15 protein-coding genes and 1 tRNA gene are annotated in these 21196 nt (G+C 22.8%); 7 read left to right on the top strand and 9 right to left on the bottom strand.

What is annotated here, in order from left to right; all coding sequences use genetic code 11:
- Positions 1 to 10: 10 nt before the first annotated feature.
- The 6 genes from murG to rsmH form a co-directional block, all read right to left on the bottom strand.
- Positions 11 to 1066 (bottom strand): undecaprenyldiphospho-muramoylpentapeptide beta-N-acetylglucosaminyltransferase, encoded by a 1056-nt coding sequence (murG, locus tag GJT86_RS00725; protein WP_168920391.1) that lies wholly within the window; start codon positions 1064 to 1066, stop codon positions 11 to 13.
- 79 nt (positions 1067 to 1145) lie between these two features.
- Complete coding sequence (gene murD / locus GJT86_RS00720; protein WP_168920390.1) at positions 1146 to 2462, bottom strand: UDP-N-acetylmuramoyl-L-alanine--D-glutamate ligase; 1317 nt, start codon at positions 2460 to 2462, stop codon at positions 1146 to 1148.
- Positions 2459 to 3469: a phospho-N-acetylmuramoyl-pentapeptide-transferase gene (mraY, locus tag GJT86_RS00715; protein ID WP_168920389.1), complete on the bottom strand. Its 1011-nt coding sequence runs from the start codon at positions 3467 to 3469 to the stop codon at positions 2459 to 2461. The genes murD and mraY overlap by 4 nt, the downstream gene beginning before the upstream one ends.
- 74 nt (positions 3470 to 3543) lie before the next feature.
- Complete coding sequence (locus tag GJT86_RS00710; protein ID WP_168920388.1) at positions 3544 to 4905, bottom strand: UDP-N-acetylmuramoyl-tripeptide--D-alanyl-D-alanine ligase; 1362 nt, start codon at positions 4903 to 4905, stop codon at positions 3544 to 3546.
- A gap of 20 nt (positions 4906 to 4925) precedes the next feature.
- Positions 4926 to 6404 carry a UDP-N-acetylmuramoyl-L-alanyl-D-glutamate--2,6-diaminopimelate ligase gene (locus tag GJT86_RS00705; protein WP_168920387.1) on the bottom strand — a complete coding sequence of 493 codons (1479 nt, stop codon included), beginning with the start codon at positions 6402 to 6404 and terminating at the stop codon, positions 4926 to 4928.
- A gap of 113 nt (positions 6405 to 6517) precedes the next feature.
- Positions 6518 to 7438, bottom strand: coding sequence for a 16S rRNA (cytosine(1402)-N(4))-methyltransferase RsmH (rsmH, locus tag GJT86_RS00700; RefSeq protein WP_168920386.1), 921 nt, complete (start codon positions 7436 to 7438; stop codon positions 6518 to 6520).
- A 133-nt stretch (positions 7439 to 7571) separates the two neighbouring features.
- On the opposite strand from rsmH, the gene GJT86_RS00695 reads away from it, so the two are divergent.
- From GJT86_RS00695 to gyrA, 3 genes are all read left to right on the top strand, one after another.
- Positions 7572 to 8303, top strand: coding sequence for a Bax inhibitor-1/YccA family protein (locus GJT86_RS00695; protein ID WP_168920385.1), 732 nt, complete (start codon positions 7572 to 7574; stop codon positions 8301 to 8303).
- A 152-nt stretch (positions 8304 to 8455) separates the two neighbouring features.
- Positions 8456 to 10879 (top strand): DNA mismatch repair protein MutS, encoded by a 2424-nt coding sequence (gene mutS / locus GJT86_RS00690; RefSeq protein WP_168920384.1) that lies wholly within the window; start codon positions 8456 to 8458, stop codon positions 10877 to 10879.
- Between the two features lie 172 nt (positions 10880 to 11051).
- The gene (gene gyrA / locus GJT86_RS00685; protein ID WP_168920383.1) at positions 11052 to 13577 is read left to right on the top strand and encodes a DNA gyrase subunit A; all 2526 of its coding nucleotides are present in this window, start codon (positions 11052 to 11054) and stop codon (positions 13575 to 13577) included.
- An 87-nt stretch (positions 13578 to 13664) separates the two neighbouring features.
- On the opposite strand, the gene metK is transcribed toward gyrA, so the two are convergent.
- Complete coding sequence (gene metK / locus GJT86_RS00680; protein ID WP_168920382.1) at positions 13665 to 14810, bottom strand: methionine adenosyltransferase; 1146 nt, start codon at positions 14808 to 14810, stop codon at positions 13665 to 13667.
- Positions 14811 to 15041: 231 nt separating this feature from the next.
- Between metK and tkt the strand changes: the two genes are divergently transcribed.
- From tkt to GJT86_RS00660, 4 genes are all read left to right on the top strand, one after another.
- Positions 15042 to 17045 carry a transketolase gene (gene tkt, locus GJT86_RS00675; protein WP_168920381.1) on the top strand — a complete coding sequence of 668 codons (2004 nt, stop codon included), beginning with the start codon at positions 15042 to 15044 and terminating at the stop codon, positions 17043 to 17045.
- Between the two features lie 24 nt (positions 17046 to 17069).
- On the top strand, positions 17070 to 18233 hold the full coding sequence (locus tag GJT86_RS00670; protein WP_168920380.1) for a phosphoglycerate kinase: 1164 nt from the start codon (positions 17070 to 17072) through the stop codon (positions 18231 to 18233).
- Between the two features lie 62 nt (positions 18234 to 18295).
- On the top strand, positions 18296 to 19375 hold the full coding sequence (fbaA, locus tag GJT86_RS00665) for a class II fructose-bisphosphate aldolase (protein WP_168920379.1): 1080 nt from the start codon (positions 18296 to 18298) through the stop codon (positions 19373 to 19375).
- A 63-nt stretch (positions 19376 to 19438) separates the two neighbouring features.
- A complete protein-coding gene (locus GJT86_RS00660) occupies positions 19439 to 20272 on the top strand; it encodes a mechanosensitive ion channel domain-containing protein (RefSeq protein WP_168920378.1) in 834 nt (277 codons plus the stop codon).
- Between the two features lie 18 nt (positions 20273 to 20290).
- On the opposite strand, the gene GJT86_RS00655 is transcribed toward GJT86_RS00660, so the two are convergent.
- Both GJT86_RS00655 and dnaQ read right to left on the bottom strand, forming a co-directional pair.
- A tRNA-Asp gene (locus GJT86_RS00655) sits at positions 20291 to 20364 on the bottom strand.
- Positions 20365 to 20427: 63 nt separating this feature from the next.
- The gene (gene dnaQ, locus GJT86_RS00650) at positions 20428 to 21159 is read right to left on the bottom strand and encodes a DNA polymerase III subunit epsilon (protein ID WP_168920377.1); all 732 of its coding nucleotides are present in this window, start codon (positions 21157 to 21159) and stop codon (positions 20428 to 20430) included.
- Between the last annotated feature and the right edge of the window lie 37 nt (positions 21160 to 21196).

The raw sequence follows: 21196 nt of genomic DNA, 5'->3' as shown, positions 1-21196 counted from the left end.
ATTATTAATATTAATACAAAACATTGTTAATTTCGTTACAAATCAAATTTAAAGAATTAAATATAAATAATTGATATGTTTGTTTTAATGTTTTTAGTATTTTTTGTTTATTTAAAGATAGAATAATATGTACTATTTGTTTTATATCAATATTATTTTGTTCAAAAATAGTTGCAATACCAATTTTTTGTAATTGTACAGCATTATAATATTGTTGACGATCTTTATGAGGATAAGGAATAAAAATAGCAGGTAATCCTATAGCAATAATTTCGCTAACAGTCATAGCTCCTGATCTACAAATAATAATATCAGCCCATTTATATGCTTTATACATATTTTTTATATGTGCTTTAACCATAACATTATTAAATGTATTTTGTTTATATTGATTTAATACTGTAATGATATGATTATGTCCAACTTGATGTAAAATTGAAACTTTATTTTTTAAAATATGTGCTATTTTTATTCCAATATTATTGATTATTTCTGATCCTTGACTACCACCTGTAATTAACAAACGTATTGGTGTATGTATTTTTATAACAGATCTTTTATATATTGATAATTGAATAATATTATGATTAATAGGATTACCAACCAAAATAGCTTTTTGGAATGTATTTGGATATGCTATTAATGTTTTTATAGCGAAATAAGATAATATTTTATTTGTATAACCAGCAATACTATTTTGTTCATGTATAATTAAAGGAATTCTGTATAACCATGCTGCAATACCACTAGGACCAGTAATATAACTGCCCATAGTTAAAACGATATTAGGTTTATAATGTTGATAAATTTTAAGAGATTGTAAAATTATTTTACATAATGTTACTATTATCCATATTTTAGAAAAAAAATTTATTTTTCTAAATTTTGCAAAATTCATAAGATAAATTTTAATCCCTCGTGCAGGAATAATATATTCTTCCATTCTATTAGCAGAACCTAACCATCTTACTTCCCATCCTTGGGTTATTAATTTGGATGCTATATTTAAAGCAGGATAAATATGTCCACCAGTACCTCCTGCTACTATTAATATTTTTTTTTTCATTGTTGGTTTGGTAATTATAATAATATATGTTTTATATTTAAAAATTGTTTTTTGTAAAAAAAATCTAAATATATATTTATTAAATTAAAGAGTTTACTATATTTATAAATTGTTGACCTCTCTGTTTAAAATTTTTAAATTGGTCAATGCTAGAACATGCAGGTGATAATAATACTATATCATTCACACATAATAAAGGATAAATTTGTTTTATAGCTTCTGACATATTTTGTACTTTAATAGCTCGAGGACATATAGATAAAATTTTTTGACTGGCTAATCCAAAACAATATACTATTATATTATTTTTATTGATATATTTATTTAATAAATATAAATTACAATGTTTGTCATAACCACCTAGTAATAACCAAATTTTTTGTTTATTAGATATAGATAAAGATTTTAATGCTGCTATAGTACTATAAACATTTGTAGATTTAGAATCATTAATCCATGTAACATTATTTTTTTTACTAATAGTTTGTAAAGTATGTTGGTTATTTGTAAAATTTTTAATAACTTTTAAAACATGTTTTCTAGAAATATTTAATATGTCAGTTATAGATATAACTGTTAAAGCATTAAGATAATTATGTATACCGATTAGCTTTGTTTCATTAAAATTTAATATTATTTTTTTTTTTATTTTTAAGTACATATTATTTTTATAATCAAATAATTGATATATACTGTTATGATGTTTCCCGAAAGTAATATATTTTGTATTTTTATTAAATTGCATAGGATATGTGTATATATCATCTATATTATAGATGCAAATTTGGGAATTATTATAAATACGTAATTTATAATAACAATATTGTGAAAAACCTAAAGGATAGCGATCCATATGATCTTCAGTAATATTAAGTATTACTGCAATGTACGCGTGTAAACTTTTTATAGTTTCTAATTGAAAACTAGAAATTTCTAAAATATAAAAATCTTTTGGTTGAGATAATAAATTTAATGCAGGATAACCTATATTACCACCAATACCAATATTATATTTATATGTATCAATAATTTGTTTTAAAATTTTTATAATTGTGCTTTTACCATTAGTACCTGTAATAGCAACTACTGGTGTAGTATTATACAAACAAAATAATTCAATATCACCAATAATATTAATACCACATTTTTTAGCTTGTTGTAATAAAGGATGGAAAATAGAAACACCAGGACTAATAATAATTAATTTAGCATGTAAAATCCATTTTTTTTTTAGCATGCCGAAACAATATGGTATAAATTTAGGTATTTGGTTTTTATATATAGGATTTATATTTTGATCCATAATATATGGTATAATACCTTTTTGTATCAAAAAATTAATACATGAAAATCCTGTTGTACCTAAACCTATAATTAAGGTTATATTTTTTGTCATTGTTGATTTATTTGTAATATTAAAAAAACATTTATAATTAATATAATAGTCAGAATCCAAAAACGTATTACAATATGTGATTCATGATATCCTTTTAATTCAAAATGATGATGTATAGGAGCCATAAGAAAACAACGTTTTTTTTTCAATTTAAATATCAATACTTGTATAATGACAGATAATGCTTCTATAATAAATACACTACACATAATTAAAGATAAATATTCTTGTTTTACTAAAACAATAATTAATCCTACCAGACTTCCTATGGTTAATGAACCTATATCACCCATAAAAATAATTGCTGGGTATGCATTAAACCATAAAAAACCTAAACCAGAACCTATTATTGTAAAACAAACAATAGATATTTCTGGGACATGTTGAATATAAATAAGATGAAAATTTTGTGCAAAATTCAAATTACCTACTATATAACATAAAATTGTCAAACCTAAAGATATAAAAATAGTAGGAGTAATTGCTAAACCATCTAAGCCATCTGTTAAATTAATGGCATTACTTAATCCAACAATAATAAGATATATAATTATTATATATGTAATATTATTTATAGGATATAAAATATTTTTATAAAAAGGAATCAATATTTGTAATACTAATGGTGTTTGATCATATTTACAAATAAAGAAACTTAATATTATAGCAATAAAAGATTGTGAAAAAAATTTTTTCTTAATAGATAATCCTGTAGAATTTTGTAAAATAAATTTATAATAATCATCTATTAAACCAATAAAAGCATATGATACTAATATAAATAATACATACCATATATATAAATTATATAAATTAGCCCATAAAATAATAGTCAAAAAAATAGATAATACAATAATAATACCACCCATAGTAGGTACACAATGTTTTTTTAAATGTGTATCAGGACCATCAAGACGAATAACTTGAAATATTTTTTTAGAATTTGTATATTTAATAAAAATCGGCAGGAAAAACAAAACGATACTTAAAGAAGTAATAAAACTCATATATGATCTAAAAAATAAATTAATAAAAATATTCTTTAATTTTATACTAAATAAATATTGTGCTAAATATATAATCATTTTGGTAGTTCTTTTAAAAACATTTTAATTAATGTATCCATGTTATTTTTACGAGAACCTTTAAATAAGATGGTATAATGTTTTTTATTTTTTAAAATAAATAATAATTTATGGATTAAATCAGTAAAATTTGTAAAATGTTTTGAATAAAATGTATTATTATGTATAATATTTTTAGTATATGTACCTATACGAAGTACAGCATTTAAATGTGCTAAAGAAATTATTTTACCAATTTGCATATGATAATACCTACTTTGTAGCCCTAATTCTAACATATCACCAATAACAAGAATTTTATATCCTGATATATTTTTTAAAATATTAATAGCAGTATGAACTGATTTAGGATTAGCATTATAAGCATCATGTAAAATGATTTGTTTTTTTTTAATAAAAATAGGATATAATCTACCTTTAATAGGCTGAAAATCTGTTAAACCATGAAAAATATTTTGTAATGTCATATTATTATTTAGAGCAATAATTATTGTAACTGCAGCTAACGCATTACTAACATGATGCAGTCCACCAATTAAGTTTAAATTAATATACATGTTTTCTTGTAATGCATGTAAATAAAATTTTATAACATAAGTGTGTATCTGAATATTACTTGCATATACAGTTGCGTTTTTATTATATAATGAAAAATTCATAATAGTTTTATTATGTATGTTATTAGTAATATTTTTTTGATTGCAATCATCATCATTAAAAATGATAACACCATGATTTTTAGTATAATAAAAAATTTGTTTTTTACTATAAATTATAGTAAATAAGTTTTTAAAACCTTGTAAATGAGCAATATCAATATTACTTATAATAGAAATATTTGGTTTTACTATTTTACTAAGATATATTAGTTCTTTACAAGAACTACCTCCAATTTCAATAACTGCATATTGATAATTATTATTTAATTTTAATAAAGTTAATGGTACACCAATATAATTGTTCATATTGCCAATAGTATATAAAATACTATATTTTTTTTGTAGTATAGATACTACCATTTCTTTTAATGATGTTTTTCCTGTTGTTCCTGTAATACCAATAACACAATGTTTATATTTAGATCTTTTCCAAGCACTTATTTTACCTAAACTTACAGTAGTATTATTAACAATAATTTGTGGTATGTATACAGATACATATTTATGTACAATAAGAGCTTTAGCACCATGGTTAATAGCTTCTGGAATAAAATTATGACCATCGAAATATTTACCATGTATAGCAATAAATATACAATTATTATTAATATTTTTACTATTAATAGAAAAATTATTAATTTTAATATTATTACCAATAAGTTTTCCGCTAATAATGGCGGCAATTTTTTTTAAATACATAAATACAAATCGTTCATAGTTTATTTTTGTTTATAGTAATTATTAACTATATCATAATCAGAATATACATAATATTTATGACCAATAATTTGATATTGTTCATGACCTTTACCCGCAATTAGTATAACATCCTGTTTTTGTGCTTTAATAAGTGCGTATTGGATTGCTTCTTTTCTATCTATTATTATAGAAATATGTTTTTTTTTAAAAGAACATTTTTTAATAATATCTTGTACAATATCATTTATATTCTCATTTCTTGGGTTATCACTTGTTATAATAATATAATTCGCTAAACTACTAGCTATAATACCCATTAACGAACGTTTACCTTGATCTCTTTCGCCACCACAACCAAAAATACACCATATAGTACTTTTATAATAAAATTTTATAGTTTGTAATATATTTTTTAAAGCATCCGGTGTATGAGCATAATCTATAATAATTTTAGGATGATTATTTTTTTGTATAATATTAAATCTACCATATACAGGTTTTAACTTATATGATGTATATAACAAGTCTTTTAATGAATAATTTAAAGATAATAATGTTGTAAAACTTAAAATAATATTTATAACATTAAAATATCCAAGTAAATGTGTACTAATTTTACCTGAACCCCATGTAGTTTCAAATGTAATAATAGTTTTATCTATTTTATAATTAATATCTTTTACTAAAAAGTATTTTTTTTGTTTATTTAACAAATTTGGTTTTGTGGTTACTAAAATAGCATTTGGTAATTGTTTCGACCATTGTAATCCTATATCACTATCAATGTTAATAATAACGTCTTTAATACCATATTGAGTTATAAAATACCATTTAGTATTGGCATAGTCTTGCATATTTTTATGATAATCTAAATGATCTCGACTTAAATTAGTAAAAATAGCAGTAGTAAAATTTATATTTCTTACTCTATGTTGTTTAATACCATGTGAAGATATTTCAAGTATAATAATATTAGATTTTTGCTGAATAAATTTATTAATATTATATTGTATGTCAATAGCAGAATCTGTAGTATTGTTTGTATAATTTAATGAATTATAAAAACCATTACCTATAGTACTACAAATAGTTGGGTTTTGTTTTAATAAACATAACCATTGCATTAAAATATTTGTTACGCTTGTTTTACCATTAGTTCCTGTTACGCCAATAATAGGTATATTAGTAGTCTTTTGACATTGATATAATTTACTAGCAATACTTGATAAGTGATATTGTAAATTTTTAATATGAATTATTGGTATTAAATTTATATATGTAATATAATTATTATAGCGATCAGTATTATATGTTAAAACAGCAACAGCACCATTAATAATGGCATCATTAATGTAATTTTGTCCATCTATAACATGTCCTTTTAATGCTATAAATAAACAATTATTTAATATTTTTTTGCTATTCATACACATATTTTTTATAAAAATATTTTGTTCTTTTATATTGATAAAATCAGATAACAAATGATTTAAATTCATAATATCGTATTTCCAAAAAATATTTAATATTATTTAACTTTATACATAAAATTTTTATAGAATATAATTTTGTGATTCAAATATTATTTTTTATTAAAATTTTGTTTTGATACTTATATTTTTTGTGCAATACGTAATATTGCACTTCTCGCTTGATAATTATTATTAATTTCTAACTTTGTAGGGAAAATTCTATTAATAATTTTAAGTTGACATTTATTTTTAAAAAAATATGCTAGTTCTATATCATTTAAAGGTATTTTTAAATTACATATATTTATACTACTAAATTTTTTCATAAATGTTTTTACAATTCTATCTTCAAGAGAATGAAAGCTAATAACAGACAAAATGCCACCTATTTTTAAAATATCTAATGTATTATTTAATGCTTTATGTAATTCCTTTAATTCGTTATTTAAATAAATTCTAATAGCTTGAAAGGTTCTTGTTGCAGGATGTTTATTATATTTTTTCACAATAGAACATACTAATTTTGATAAATCATATGTATTATTTAGCTGATTAAACATAATATATTGTTTAATTTTTTTTGCTATTTTATTATGAAATTTTTCTTCTCCATATTTTTTTAATATAAAAGATAATTCTTTTAACTTTATTTTTTTTAAAAGATCATAAGCAGTTATTCCTTGTTTTGTATTTATTCTCATATCTAATGGACCATGAGACATAAATGAAAATCCCCTCATAGGGTTATATAATTGATAAGATGATATACCTAAATCAAATATAATACCATCTATTTTTTGTGTAACATTATATTTTAAACATATCTTTTTGAGATTAGAAAATTGTTTATTTATATAAGTAATACGTTGATCATTAATTTTATATTTATCTATAGATTGAGAATCATAATCAATAGCATAAACTTTACCTAAAGGTCCTAGATTTTTTAGAATTTCTTTAGTATGTCCTCCACATCCATAAGTTGCATCTATATAAATTCCATTTTTTTTAATATGTAAAGAATTTATTATTTCTTTTAATAAAACTGGTTTATGACTCATAACAAAATATGTTTATTAATGTATTGTATTTGTATATAATATTCATTAAATTTATTTTTGTAAAATATAATTTTTATATAAAAATTATATTTTACTTATATAATAAAATTTTTTATAAACAATAGGTATTGATATGATAGAATATACGGATTCACATAATACAATATTAAAGTGTCGAAAAAATAATATTAATATATATATAACTAAAGTGTATGGTTGGATGTTTTTAGGATTAATATTCACCTCTTTTATTGCATGGAATATTGTTCATATGCATTTAATTGTTAAATATTTTTTATATAATCAGTTTGTATTATTTATGTTATGTTTACTACAAATTATCTTAGTATTTATTATTTCGAACTTTTTACATAGATTATCGGGCCAAACGTTAACTACTTTATTTGTTTCTTATTCCTTTTTAACAGGAATAACAATATCAGGAATATATTCTTTATATAATCATAAAACTATTTTTACAGCTTTTATTACATCTGCTGTTATGTTTTTAATAATGTATATATGGGGATATAAAACCAAAACAAGATTAAGTAACTATAGTAATATATTAATGATGGGATGTATGGGATTATTTTTATCTTCTTTTATTAATGTTATTTTTCATAATGATTTAATTATATCCATCACAAATTATTTAGGAGTGTTTTTATTTACCATTTTAATTGCTGTAGATGCACAAAAACTTAAAGAATTAGGTTATATTGTTAGTACGAATATGCAAGATAAAGATAATGTACGTCGTTATGTTATTTTAGGAGCATTAATATTATATTTAGATTTTATTAATTTATTTGTAACTGTATTACAAATTATTGGCAATCGTCATGATAAAGAAGATAATTAATAAATAAATAAAATAATTATTTATATATCTATATATAGTACTTGTGTTATTTATATTATATGACAAACATGTAATATGTAATCCATATATATTTTATATTAAATAATAGATGTTATTTATTTTTTTAGTAAAAAGATTAAATTATATAATATATGAATAACTTAACAACACAAAATACTAATAACACAACTCCTATGATGTTACAGTATTTAAATTTAAAAAAGAAATATCCTCATATTATATTATTTTATCGTATAGGAGATTTTTATGAAATGTTTTATGAAGATGCAATTAAAGCTGCAAAATTATTAAATTTAGTTTTAACTAAAAAAGGTTCTAACAAAAATAATGTACCTATGGCAGGAGTGCCAGTATGTAATGTAGAACATTATTTAGTTAAATTAATACATTTAGGTGAATCTGTTGCTATTTGTGAACAGACTAATAATAAAGTTTTATTTAAAAATAAAATTTTAGAACGTAAGGTAGTACGTATTATTACTCCTGGAACTGTTAGTGATGATTTTTTATTACAAAATAATGATAGAGAAAATTTGCTTGCAGCAATATTTTATAGTGATAAATATGGTTTTGGATACACAATATTAAATATGAGTTCTGGATATTTTAAAATTATGCAACATCATAATGTAAATATTATAGCAGGAGAAATATATAGAACTAATCCTACAGAATTATTATATCCAGTTAATTTTTCTTATATGATGTTACTTAAACATATAAAATGTAAACAAGAAAGACCCATTTGGGAATTTGATTTTGATGTATCATATAAAGTTTTGATACAACAATTTAATATCCCAAATTTAAAATGTTTCGGGATAAATCATAATAATGCATATGTTGCTATACAATCAGCAGGATGTTTAATGCAATATATACAAAATACACAACAATTATGTCATTTACCACATATTAATAATATTATATTAGCAAATTATTATCATGAAATCTTAATGGATGATAATACACGTAAAAATTTAGAAATCACATATAGTTTATCAGGTAATAAAAATAATACTTTATTAAAAGTACTAGATAAGACTAAAACAACTATGGGTAGTCGTTTATTACAACGTTGGTTAAATTCACCAACACGTGATTTACAAGCTATTTTTTCAAGACAAAAAAGTATAACTGTTTTATTAAACTACTATGTAGATTTACAAACAAAACTAACACAAATAGGTGATATTGAAAGAATTATTGCACGTTTATCATTAAAAACAGCACGACCATATGATTTAGTTACGTTAAGAAAAATATTTGATATATTACCTGATATACATCATCAATTATACAAAATACCATATTGTGATATTAAGGAAAAGATTATAAATCTTGGATTATTTGCATCTCTTAATCAAATGTTAAAAAAAGCTATTTTGCAAAATCCTGCATCACAAATCAGAGATGGTTATGTTATTGCACATAATTATAATAATGATTTAGATCAATTAAGACGTATTTCTAAAAATTCTAAACAATATTTACAAAATATAGAATTCAATGAACGTCAAAAATTAAATATTAACAAATTAAAAATTGGTTATAATACTATTTATGGATTTTATATACAAATACCAAAAAATAAAATTGGTGATATACCATCTTATTATATTAATATACAAACTTTAAAAAATTACTATAGATATACAATACCATCATTACAACAATATCAAAAACAGATTTTATCTGCTCAAGATAATGCATTAAATTTAGAAAAAATATTATATGATCAGTTATTAGATGCTATAAAACCATCTTTGACAAAATTACAACAATTAATATTATATTTATCAGAGTTAGACATATTATGTAATTTAGCGGAAAGAGCTATTACATTACATTATACTAAACCTATAATAAAGGATACAAAAGGTATTTTATTAATACAATCAAGACATCCTGTTATCGAACATATATTAGAAACTCCGTTTATAGCCAATAATGTAGATTTAAATTGTAAGCAAACTATGCTAATGATTACAGGACCTAATATGGGTGGTAAAAGTACATATATGAGACAAATAGCGCTAATTATTATAATGGCATATATTGGTAGTTATGTTCCTGCAAAAAGAGCTGTTATAGGTCCTATAGATCGTATATTTACTAGAATTGGTTCAACTGATGATATATCTTCTGGTTTATCAACTTTTATGATAGAAATGATTGAAACAGCAAATATTTTACATAATGCTACAACTAATAGTTTAATCTTGATGGATGAAATTGGACGTGGTACTTCTACTTGTGATGGTTTATCAATAGCATGGTCTTGTGCAAAACATATAGCTACAAAAATTAAATCTTTAACATTATTTGCTACTAATTATACCGAATTAACACAATTACAATATATTGTCAAAAATATTAAAAATGTATATTTTGATGCTATAGAATTTAACAATACAATTACTTTTTTATATCTTATTAAAGATGGCATTATTAATAAAAATTATGGATTATTTGTCGCTTCATTAGCTGGTATACCAAAACATGTAATAGATGAAGCTAAAAAAAAAATAATATCATTAGAAAAACAATCATAAAAAAATTATTCATTATATTAATAATATATAGTTACAAAATCTAAATACTACCATTTAAATATACTATTATTAGTAACATGATATATGTGTTTTAAACATGTTATGATTAACAATATTCTTTTTATACTACAGAACAAGTAATCAATTTTATTGAAAAGGTAATATAATATCAATGGATAATTTTGCTAAAACAATTAAATTAGTTAATATTGAAGACGAATTAAAAAATTCGTATTTAGATTATGCTATGTCAGTTATTATAGGTAGAGCATTACCTGATGTTCGTGATGGTTTGAAACCTGTTCATAGAAGAATTTTATATGCTATGTATATATTAGGAAATATATGGAATAAACCATATAAAAAATCTGCTAGAATTGTTGGTGATGTTATAGGAAAATATCATCCTCATGGAGATACAGCTGTTTATGATGCTATTGTAAGATTAGCACAAACTTTTTCATTACGATATACATTAATAGATGGGCAAGGTAATTTTGGTTCTATAGATGGTGATCCTGCAGCTGCTATGCGTTATACAGAAATTAAAATGACTAAAATTAGTCAAGAAATTATTAGTGATTTAGAAAAAGAAACAGTAAATTATATATTAAATTATGATGGTACTGAAAATATTCCTATAATTATGCCTACTAAAATTCCTAATTTGTTAATTAATGGATCATCAGGTATAGCTGTAGGCATGACTACTAATATTCCACCACATAATATAACTGAAGTTATTAATGCATGTTTAGCATATATTAATGATGTAAATATTAATATATCAGAATTAATGCAATATATTTCTGGACCTGATTTTCCAACAGCAGGGATTATTAATGGTACAGAAGGTATTAAAAATGCATATCATACTGGTAAAGGACAAATTTATATTAGAGGTCGTAGTAAAATATTAGCTCATGAAAAATATAATATAATTATAATATATGAATTACCTTATCAAATTAATAAAGCTAAATTAATAGAAAAAATTGTTGAACTTATTAAAATAAAAAAAATTATTGGTATTAAAACTCTAAGAGATGAATCTGATAAAGATGGTATTAGAATTGTTATACATGTAAAAAAAGACATATCTACTAATATGATTTTAAATAATTTATATAAATTTACTTCTTTAGAAAGTTCTTTTCATATTAATATGGTTGCTTTACATAAAGGTAAACCTACTATCATGTCTTTAAAAGATATTATTGTTGCTTTTATTAATCATAGACGCGAAATTGTTATGAGAAGAACTATATATGAAATAAAAAAATATAACCGTAAAGCACATATTTTAGAAGGTTTAATTATAGCTTTAATAAATATAAAAGATATTATACAAATAATACGTTCAACAACAAGAACTGAAACTATTAAAACCATACTTCATAAACAAACTTGGTATACTAAAGATATATTATCAATATTGCATATACAACATAATAAAAACATTTTTTTAAAAAATAAAAATATTGTAAAAAATACAAAATATTCTTTTAGTAATAAACAAGTACAAGCTATCTTAGATTTAAAATTACATAAGTTAACTAATTTAGAATATCAAAAATTATGTGATCAATATCAACAAATAATACTTAGTATTACAAAATTATCACAAATTATGAATAATAATGAATGTTTAATGAATGTTATTTGTAAAGAATTAATTTCTATTAAAGAAATTTTTGGTGATACTAGAAAAACAGAAATTATATCTAAAACTAATTCTTTTAAAACAATAGATTTTATAACTTCTGAAAATGTTATAGTTATTTTAACACATAAAGGATATATAAAATATCAAAAATTATCTGAATATAATGTACAACATAGAGGTGGTAAAGGTAAATTATCTACTAAAATTAATGTAGATGATTATATTATTAAACTTTCTATAGTGAATACTCATGATAATATTATGTTATTTTCTAATTTTGGACGTTTATATTGGCTAAAAGTATATAATTTGCCCTCTGCAAATCGTTATTCTAAAGGTAGACCGTTAATTAATATTTTACCTTTAAAACATAACGAATATATTACGACTTTTACTGTTGTTAATCAATATTCTAAGGATTTTAATTTATTTATTGTAACTATGAAAGGTTTTGTTAAAGCAACTAATTTACAATATTTTAGTAAACCACGTTCTAATGGTATTATTGCAATTAAATTATATCAACATGATTATATTAAAGAAGTAGCTGTTGTAAATTTTAAAGATCAACATATAATGTTATTTTCTTATTTAGGTAAAGCAGTAAGATTTTGTTTTTCACATATTAGAAGTATGGGTAGAAACACTAAAGGTGTACGAGGTATAAAATTCATATCTAATCAAGATAAGATTGTTTCGCTTATTATTTTAGAAAATAATGATAGGCATGATATATTAACTATTACAGAAAACGGTTATGGCAAGAGAACACATAATAGTGAATATCCTCTTAGATCTAGAGCGACAAAAGGTGTTATTAACATTAAAACTAATTATAGGAATGGTAAAGTTGTAGGTACTCTTAAAGTGTTAGAAACAGATCATATTATAATTATTACTAATATAGGTACATTAATTAGAATACCTGTGTCAGAAATTTGTTTAGTACGTCGTAATACTATAGGTGTTACAATGATTAAAATTAAGAAATTAGAAAAAGTTATAGGATTATATAATATTATAAATATTTAGTAAACTCTTCTTGGATATTTGATATTTTAAAAAAAATATAATAGTCTATATTACTATATTTATAGTAGTAATGTTGTTTATTATATTTTATATTAAATCTTTTAATTGAGATACTTTATCTAATTGTTCCCATGGGAAAATATTCCTACCAAAATGTCCATATACAGATGTTTGTTGATATATAGGTCTTAGTAAATCTAACATTTGAATTAAATAAAAAGGTCTTAAATCAAATATTTTATCTATGTAAAATAATAATTTTTCATTACTAATAGTACTAGTACCAAAAGTATTAATCATAATTGATATGGGTTTTGCTCTACCAATAATATATGCAATTTGTATTTCACATTTAGAAGCTAAAGATGATGCAACTATATTTTTTGCAATATAACGTGCTGCATATGCTGCTGATCTATCTATTTTAGATGGATCTTTGCCAGAAAATGCACCACCACCATGTCTAGCCATACCACCATAAGTATCAACTATAATTTTCCTTCCTGTAAGTCCACAATCGCTTAAAGGACCTCCAATGACAAAACGACCTGCGGGATTAATAAAAAATTTAGTATTTTTTGTTATCCATTTTTTAGGTAAAATTGGTTTGATAATTTCTTCCATACATGCTTCTTCAATTACTTTATGGGGAATATGGTTTTTCACTTGTGTTGATAATACGACGGAATGTATACTGTTAATTTTGTTATTAATATAACTAAAGGTAATTTGACTTTTTGCATCTGGTCTTAACCATTTTAAGATTTTTTTTTTTCTAACTTGTGCTTGTTTATATACTAGACGATGTGCATAAGTAATAGGTGCAGGCATTAATACGTCTGTTTCATTAGTTGCATAACCAAAAACTAAACCTTGATCTCCAGCACCTTGATCATAAATATTTTTATTATATATTCCTTTTGCTATATCTTCAGATTGTTGTCCAATAATATTTAAAATAGCACAAGAACTAGCATCAAAACCCATATTAGGATGAATATATCCAATATTTTTAATGGTATTTCTTACAATATTTTCTATATTAATATGTGCATTAGTTGTTATTTCACCTCCAATTAATACCATGCCTGTTTTAATATATGTTTCACATGCAACTTTTGCTTTTTTATCTTTCATAATAATATGATCTAGTATTGCATCAGAAATTTGATCTGCCATTTTATCAGGATGTCCTTCAGATACTGATTCTGATGTAAAAAGATATTTTGACATATTGTTTAACCTTTATAAAATAAATGTTTTTATCTAAAAAATATATTTAATATTAAGTAAATTAATAATTTATTAATATTTGCATCAAATCATTATTTGAAATAAATTTATATATCATATATATATGATACTAATGATTATATATTATATATTGATCTTTTTAAAAGTTTTTACATAATTACTTCTTAAATAAGAATAATAATATTAATAATTTGAATAGTAGGAAGATATATGCCCTCAAGAAAAGATTTGGCTAATGCTATTAGATTTTTAAGTATTGATGCTATAGAAAAATCTAATTCAGGACATCCTGGCGCACCTATGGGTATGGCAGATATAGCAGAAGTATTATGGAGAAATTATTTAAGTCATAATCCTAATAATCCATTATGGATAAATCGTGATAGATTTATATTATCCAATGGACATTGTGCTATGTTACTTTATAGTTTATTACATTTAACAGGATATAATTTAACTATTGATGATTTGAAAAATTTTCGTAAATTACATTCTAAAACTCCTGGTCATCCAGAGTTCCAATGTACTCCTAGTGTAGAATCTAGTACAGGTCCTCTTGGACAAGGTTTAGCTAATGCTGTAGGTATGGCTATTGCAGAAAAAGTATTAAGCGCACAATTTAATAAACCTGGATATAATATTATTGACCATTATACTTATGTTTTTGTAGGTGACGGTTGTTTAATGGAAGGAATTTCACATGAAGCATGTTCATTAGCAGGAACTTTAAAACTTAAAAAATTAATAGTATTTTATGATAATAATGGTATTTCTATTGATGGCCATATAAAAGAATGGTGTATGGATAATACAAAAAAGAGATTTGAATCTTATGGTTGGAATGTAGTTGCGGATATAGATGGTCACAATTATAAAAAAATTCAAATTGCTATAGAACAAGCTAAATCGTTAAAAACTAATCAGCCATCTTTACTCATTTGTAATACCATTTTAGCTTATGGTTCACCGAATAAATCTGGAAAAAATATTGCTCATGGTATGCCATTAGGAGTAACTGAAACATTATTAACTAGAAAAAAATTAAATTGGCAATTTAAACCTTTTGATATCCCAAAAGAAATTTATCATCAATGGAATGCAAAAGATATAGGTAATTTAAGAGAATTAAAATGGACAAATAAATACAATGAATATTGCAAGATATTTCCTGAATTATCAGCCGAATTACAACGTAGAATTAATCATACTTTACCAACATCTTGGTTGACAACAATAAAAAATCTTTTAATTAGTATGAATAATACTATTAATATGTCTACAAGACAAGCATCACAATATATTTTAGAAAAATTTTCATATATATTACCAGAACTATTAGGAGGGTCAGCAGACCTAGCATCTAGTAATTTAACATTAGTATCTAATTCTAAACCTATAAATAAATTTTTATATGGTAATTATATTCATTATGGTGTTAGAGAATTTGGTATGATGGCAATATCTAATGGTATTTCCTTATATAATGGTTTTATCCCATATACTGCAACTTTTTTAGTCTTTATGGATTATTGTCGTAGTGCTATACGTATGGCATCTTTAATGAAAATTAGAAATATTATGATTTATACTCATGATTCGATTGGTGTAGGAGAAGATGGACCAACACATCAACCGATTGAACAATTATCCAGTTTAAGATTAATACCTAATTTAAGTGTTTGGAGACCATGTGATAAAATTGAAACAATAATTGCATGGCAACATGCTATTGAAAATTTACATACTCCTACTAGTTTAATTCTTTCTAGACAAATTTTACCAACCCAGATTAGAAATAAAGAAAAAATAGAATCTATTCATTATGGAGGATATATTTTAAAAGATTCTTTAGATCAATTACCAGAAATAATTTTAATTGCTACAGGTTCAGAAGTACATTTAGCAGTACAAACTTTTAATCAATTATCATTTAAATATAAAATTAGAGTTGTTTCTATGCCTTCCATGGATACGTTTGAAAAACAGACACAGGAATATAAAAATCATGTTTTGTCTTCAAATGAAACTTTAAGAATTGTGATTGAAGCAGGATCAAAAGATTTATGGTATAAATATATAGGCTCAAAAGGTCATATAATCGGTATAAATCAATTTGGATATTCTGGTTCAGCAGAAAAATTATTTGAAAAATTTGGTTTTACTGTTCAAAATATTATAAAAATTATTGAAAAATTATTTAAGAAATATACTTAAGATTTTTTATAAAAGGATATTATTATGTCTTTATTAAATATTACAGATGTTAATATTAATAATAAAATCATATTGATTAGATCAGATTTAAATATTCCTATAGATGCTCAAGGTAAAATTTTATCTGCTGCTAGAATAAAATTTGCATTACCAACAATTAAATATGCCTTATTACAAGGAGCTAAAATTATTATAGCTTCACATTTAGGTAGGCCTATTGAAGGTAAATATGATAATATTTATTCTTTAAAAAATATTGCTATATATTTAAGTAAACAATTACAACATAAAGTTGTTTTAAAACAAAATTATCTTAATGGTATAGTTTTTGAAAATAATGAAATTATTTTATTAGAAAATGTACGTTTTAATATTGGAGAAAAGCGTAATTCTAAAACATTATCCAAAAAATATGCTGCATTATGTGATATTTTTGTTATGGATGCTTTTGCTACTGCACATCGTATACATGCTTCAACATATGGAATTATAAATTTTGTTAAACAATCCTGTGCAGGATTTTTATTAATTAATGAAATTATTAATTTAAAGAAATTTTTATATAAGCCATTAAAACCTATTGTTTCTATTATTGGTGGAGCTAAAATTTCTACTAAATTTAATTTGTTAAAACAATTATTAAATTTTTCCGATAAAGTAATTATTGGTGGTGGTATTGCTAATACTTTATTGTATCTTCAACATAACATTGGATGTTCTTTATATGAGTCTAATGCAATATCATTAGCTAAACATTTGCAACAAAAATATAAAAATATGATTTTACCAGTAGATTGTAGAATTGGAACTAGTTTTTCTAATGATTCATATATAGGCATTAAAAAAGTAAATAATATTTTAAATAACGATATAATTATGGATATTGGTGATCAAACCATTAAAATTATTCATAATGTTTTAATAAATGCTGCGACAATATTATGGAATGGTCCGGTAGGTGTGTTCGAATTTTCAAATTTTTGTCATGGTACCAAACAAATTGCAAAAACAGTTGCAAATAGTAGTGCTTTTTCTATTGTTGGTGGTGGTGATACCATATCAGCAATAGAATTATTTAATGTGTTCGATAAAATGTCTTATATTTCTACAGGAGGTGGCGCTTTTTTAAAATTTATAGAAAATAAAACACTACCTGTTATAGAAAAATTACAAAATGTAAATCTATAATTTAAATATTATCTAATGTTATTATAATGCGTTTGCTCAAATAAGAAGGTAAAGTTTATATTATGTCTAAAATTTTAAACTATGTTAAACCTGGTGTTGTAGTTGGTCATGATGTACAAACTATTTTCGAAATAGCTAAAAAAAATAAATTTGCTATACCAGCTATTAATTGTGTTGGCACTGATTCTATTAATATAGTATTAGAAACAGCGTCTAAAATGCGTTCTGCTGTTATTATACAATTTTCTTATGGTGGGTCATCATTTATTGCAGGTAAAGGATTACAAAAACATAATCCTCAATTAGCAGCAGTAATTGGTGCTATTTCTGGTGCGCAACATGTTCATAATGTAGCTAAATATTATAATATACCTGTAATTTTACATACTGACCATTGTACAAAAAAAAATTTATTTTGGATAGATAGATTACTAGAAGAAAATCAAAAATATTATAATATATATGGTTACACTTTATTTTCTTCACATATGTTAGATTTATCACATGAATCACTTGCGGATAATATTAATATTTGTAGTAAATATTTTTCTATAATGTCTAAAATGAATATGACATTAGAATTAGAATTAGGATGTACAGGAGGCGAAGAAGATGGTATTGATAATAGTAATTTAACCAAAACATTATTATATACCGATCCATATGACATAGATTATGCATATAAAAAATTAATTCTAATTAGTCCGCAATTTACTATTGCTGCTTCTTTTGGTAATGTTCATGGAGTATATAAAATAGGTAATGTAAAATTAAAACCTATAATTTTAAAAAAAACACAAGAATATATTATGCAAAAATATAAATTATCATATAATCCTATTAATTTTGTATTTCATGGAGGTTCTGGATCTTCAGCAAAAGATATAAAACAATCTATTGATTATGGTGTTATTAAAATGAATATTGATACTGATGTGCAATGGGCTACTTGGAATGGTATATTATCATTTTATAATAAAAATAAATTATATTTACAAAGACAATTAGGTAATCCAGAAGGTGATAATATGCCTAATAAAAAATATTATGATCCTAGAACTTGGATTAGAGAATCACAGATTTGTGTTAAAAAACGCTTAGAAAAAATTTTTAAAAACTTAAATACAATTAATACATTATAATATTATTATATATATTATAATTTTTTTATAAACATATTTTATATCATATGGTTAAAATAATTTATGCATAACATTAATAATATATTAAATCTTCTTAAATATTGGATATTACAAAATAAATTATCTCTTTTATCTCATTTTTGGAATATAATATTTGCTATTATTATTATAATTTTAGGTTTTAAAATTTCCACAATTATTATTAATACTATACAAAATATTTTTAAGAATAGAAATATAGATCCTATTACTATAGGTTTTATATCAAATATATTAAAGTATAGTTTATTTATATTTGTTATTGTAACAGCATTAAGCAGTGTAGGTTTTAAAACATCATCTATAGTAGCAGCATTTGGAACAATAGGATTAGTTATAGGTTTAGCATGGCAAAGTGCTTTAGCTAATGTTGCTTCAGGATTATTGATTATTACTTTACGTATTTTCCAAATTGGCGATTATATTAATTTAAATAATATTATTGGTAAGATTATTAATGTAGAAATATTTTGTACTTTTTTAAAAACATTAGATGGTAGTATTGTATCAGTGCCAAATAGTAAAATTTTATCAGAAAATATTATAAATTTATCTAAATCACATGAATACCGTAACAAAATTACTTTAGGATTATCACGTATTATTACAGAAAATGATATACAAACTATAAGAAAAATATTACTTGATAATGTTTCTATTAGTAATGAAATTATAAAAAATTCTGTGGTAGATATTGTGTTAAATGAAATAACTATTAATTCTATAAATTTTACTATCTTTTTTTGGATTAATGATTTTATGTATAAAAAAGAAATTTGTTCTAATTTAATTAATCAAATTAAACAAAGTTTAGAAAAATATAAACCTTCTTGCGTTTTATGGATTAACAATGATTAATTCTGTTTTGTATTTATTCGGTGCGAACGGGATTTGAACCCGTGACCCCCGGCGTGACAGGCCGGTATTCTAACCAACTGAACTATCGCACCCATACTAATACTATAATATGTTATGTATAAGTTAGTCAATATGTTTTTTTAGATTTAATATTATTATTGCCAAAGGCAATAACCACATTTTTTTTTAATTAGCATAATTTGCATTTTATGTAATTTTTGTTCTTCTATAGTAGGATGAATTACTATTAATTTTTTTACAGAATTATTATCTAATAAATTATTATTTTTAATAAATTTTATATCAATATTTGTTATTGTATTTAATATAAATTTGTTTTGTTTACTTGTCATAGCTAAATATACATTAGCTAAAAGTTTTGCATCTAATAATGCACCGTGTACTACACGTTGTTTTGTATTAATACTAAATCTAGCACATAATGCATTTAATGAATTTCTTTTACCAGGAAAAAAATTTCTTGCCATTTTTAATGTATCAACAATAGAACAAATATTTTCTATTTTAGTATTTTGATTTTTTAATAGGGATAATTCATAATTTAAAAAATCAATATCAAATTGTGCATTATGGATAATTAATTTTGTTTTTTGTATATAATTTAATAAATTTAACACAATATCTTTAAAAACCGGTTTTCCTAATAAAAATTTTTTTGTAATACCATGTATCTTATTTGCTTCAAAACTAATATCTTGCATAGGATTAATATATGTATGAAAAAAGTTACCGGTAATTTGTCGATTAATAATTTCTATTATCCCAATTTCAATAATTTTATGACCAGTATAATAAGGAGGATTGATATTCATACCTGTAGTTTCTATATCTAATACAACTTGACGTATATTATTAGTATTATTCATGTTTATTATCCTAAATATAAATTTATAAGGTTTAAAA

It is taken from the genome of Enterobacteriaceae endosymbiont of Macroplea appendiculata (genome assembly GCF_012571605.1).
In the GTDB taxonomy this organism is placed as follows: Bacteria; Pseudomonadota; Gammaproteobacteria; order Enterobacterales; family Enterobacteriaceae.
The sequence above is the reverse complement of the archived record's forward strand: the minus strand, read 5'-3'. Positions and strand labels throughout refer to the sequence as shown.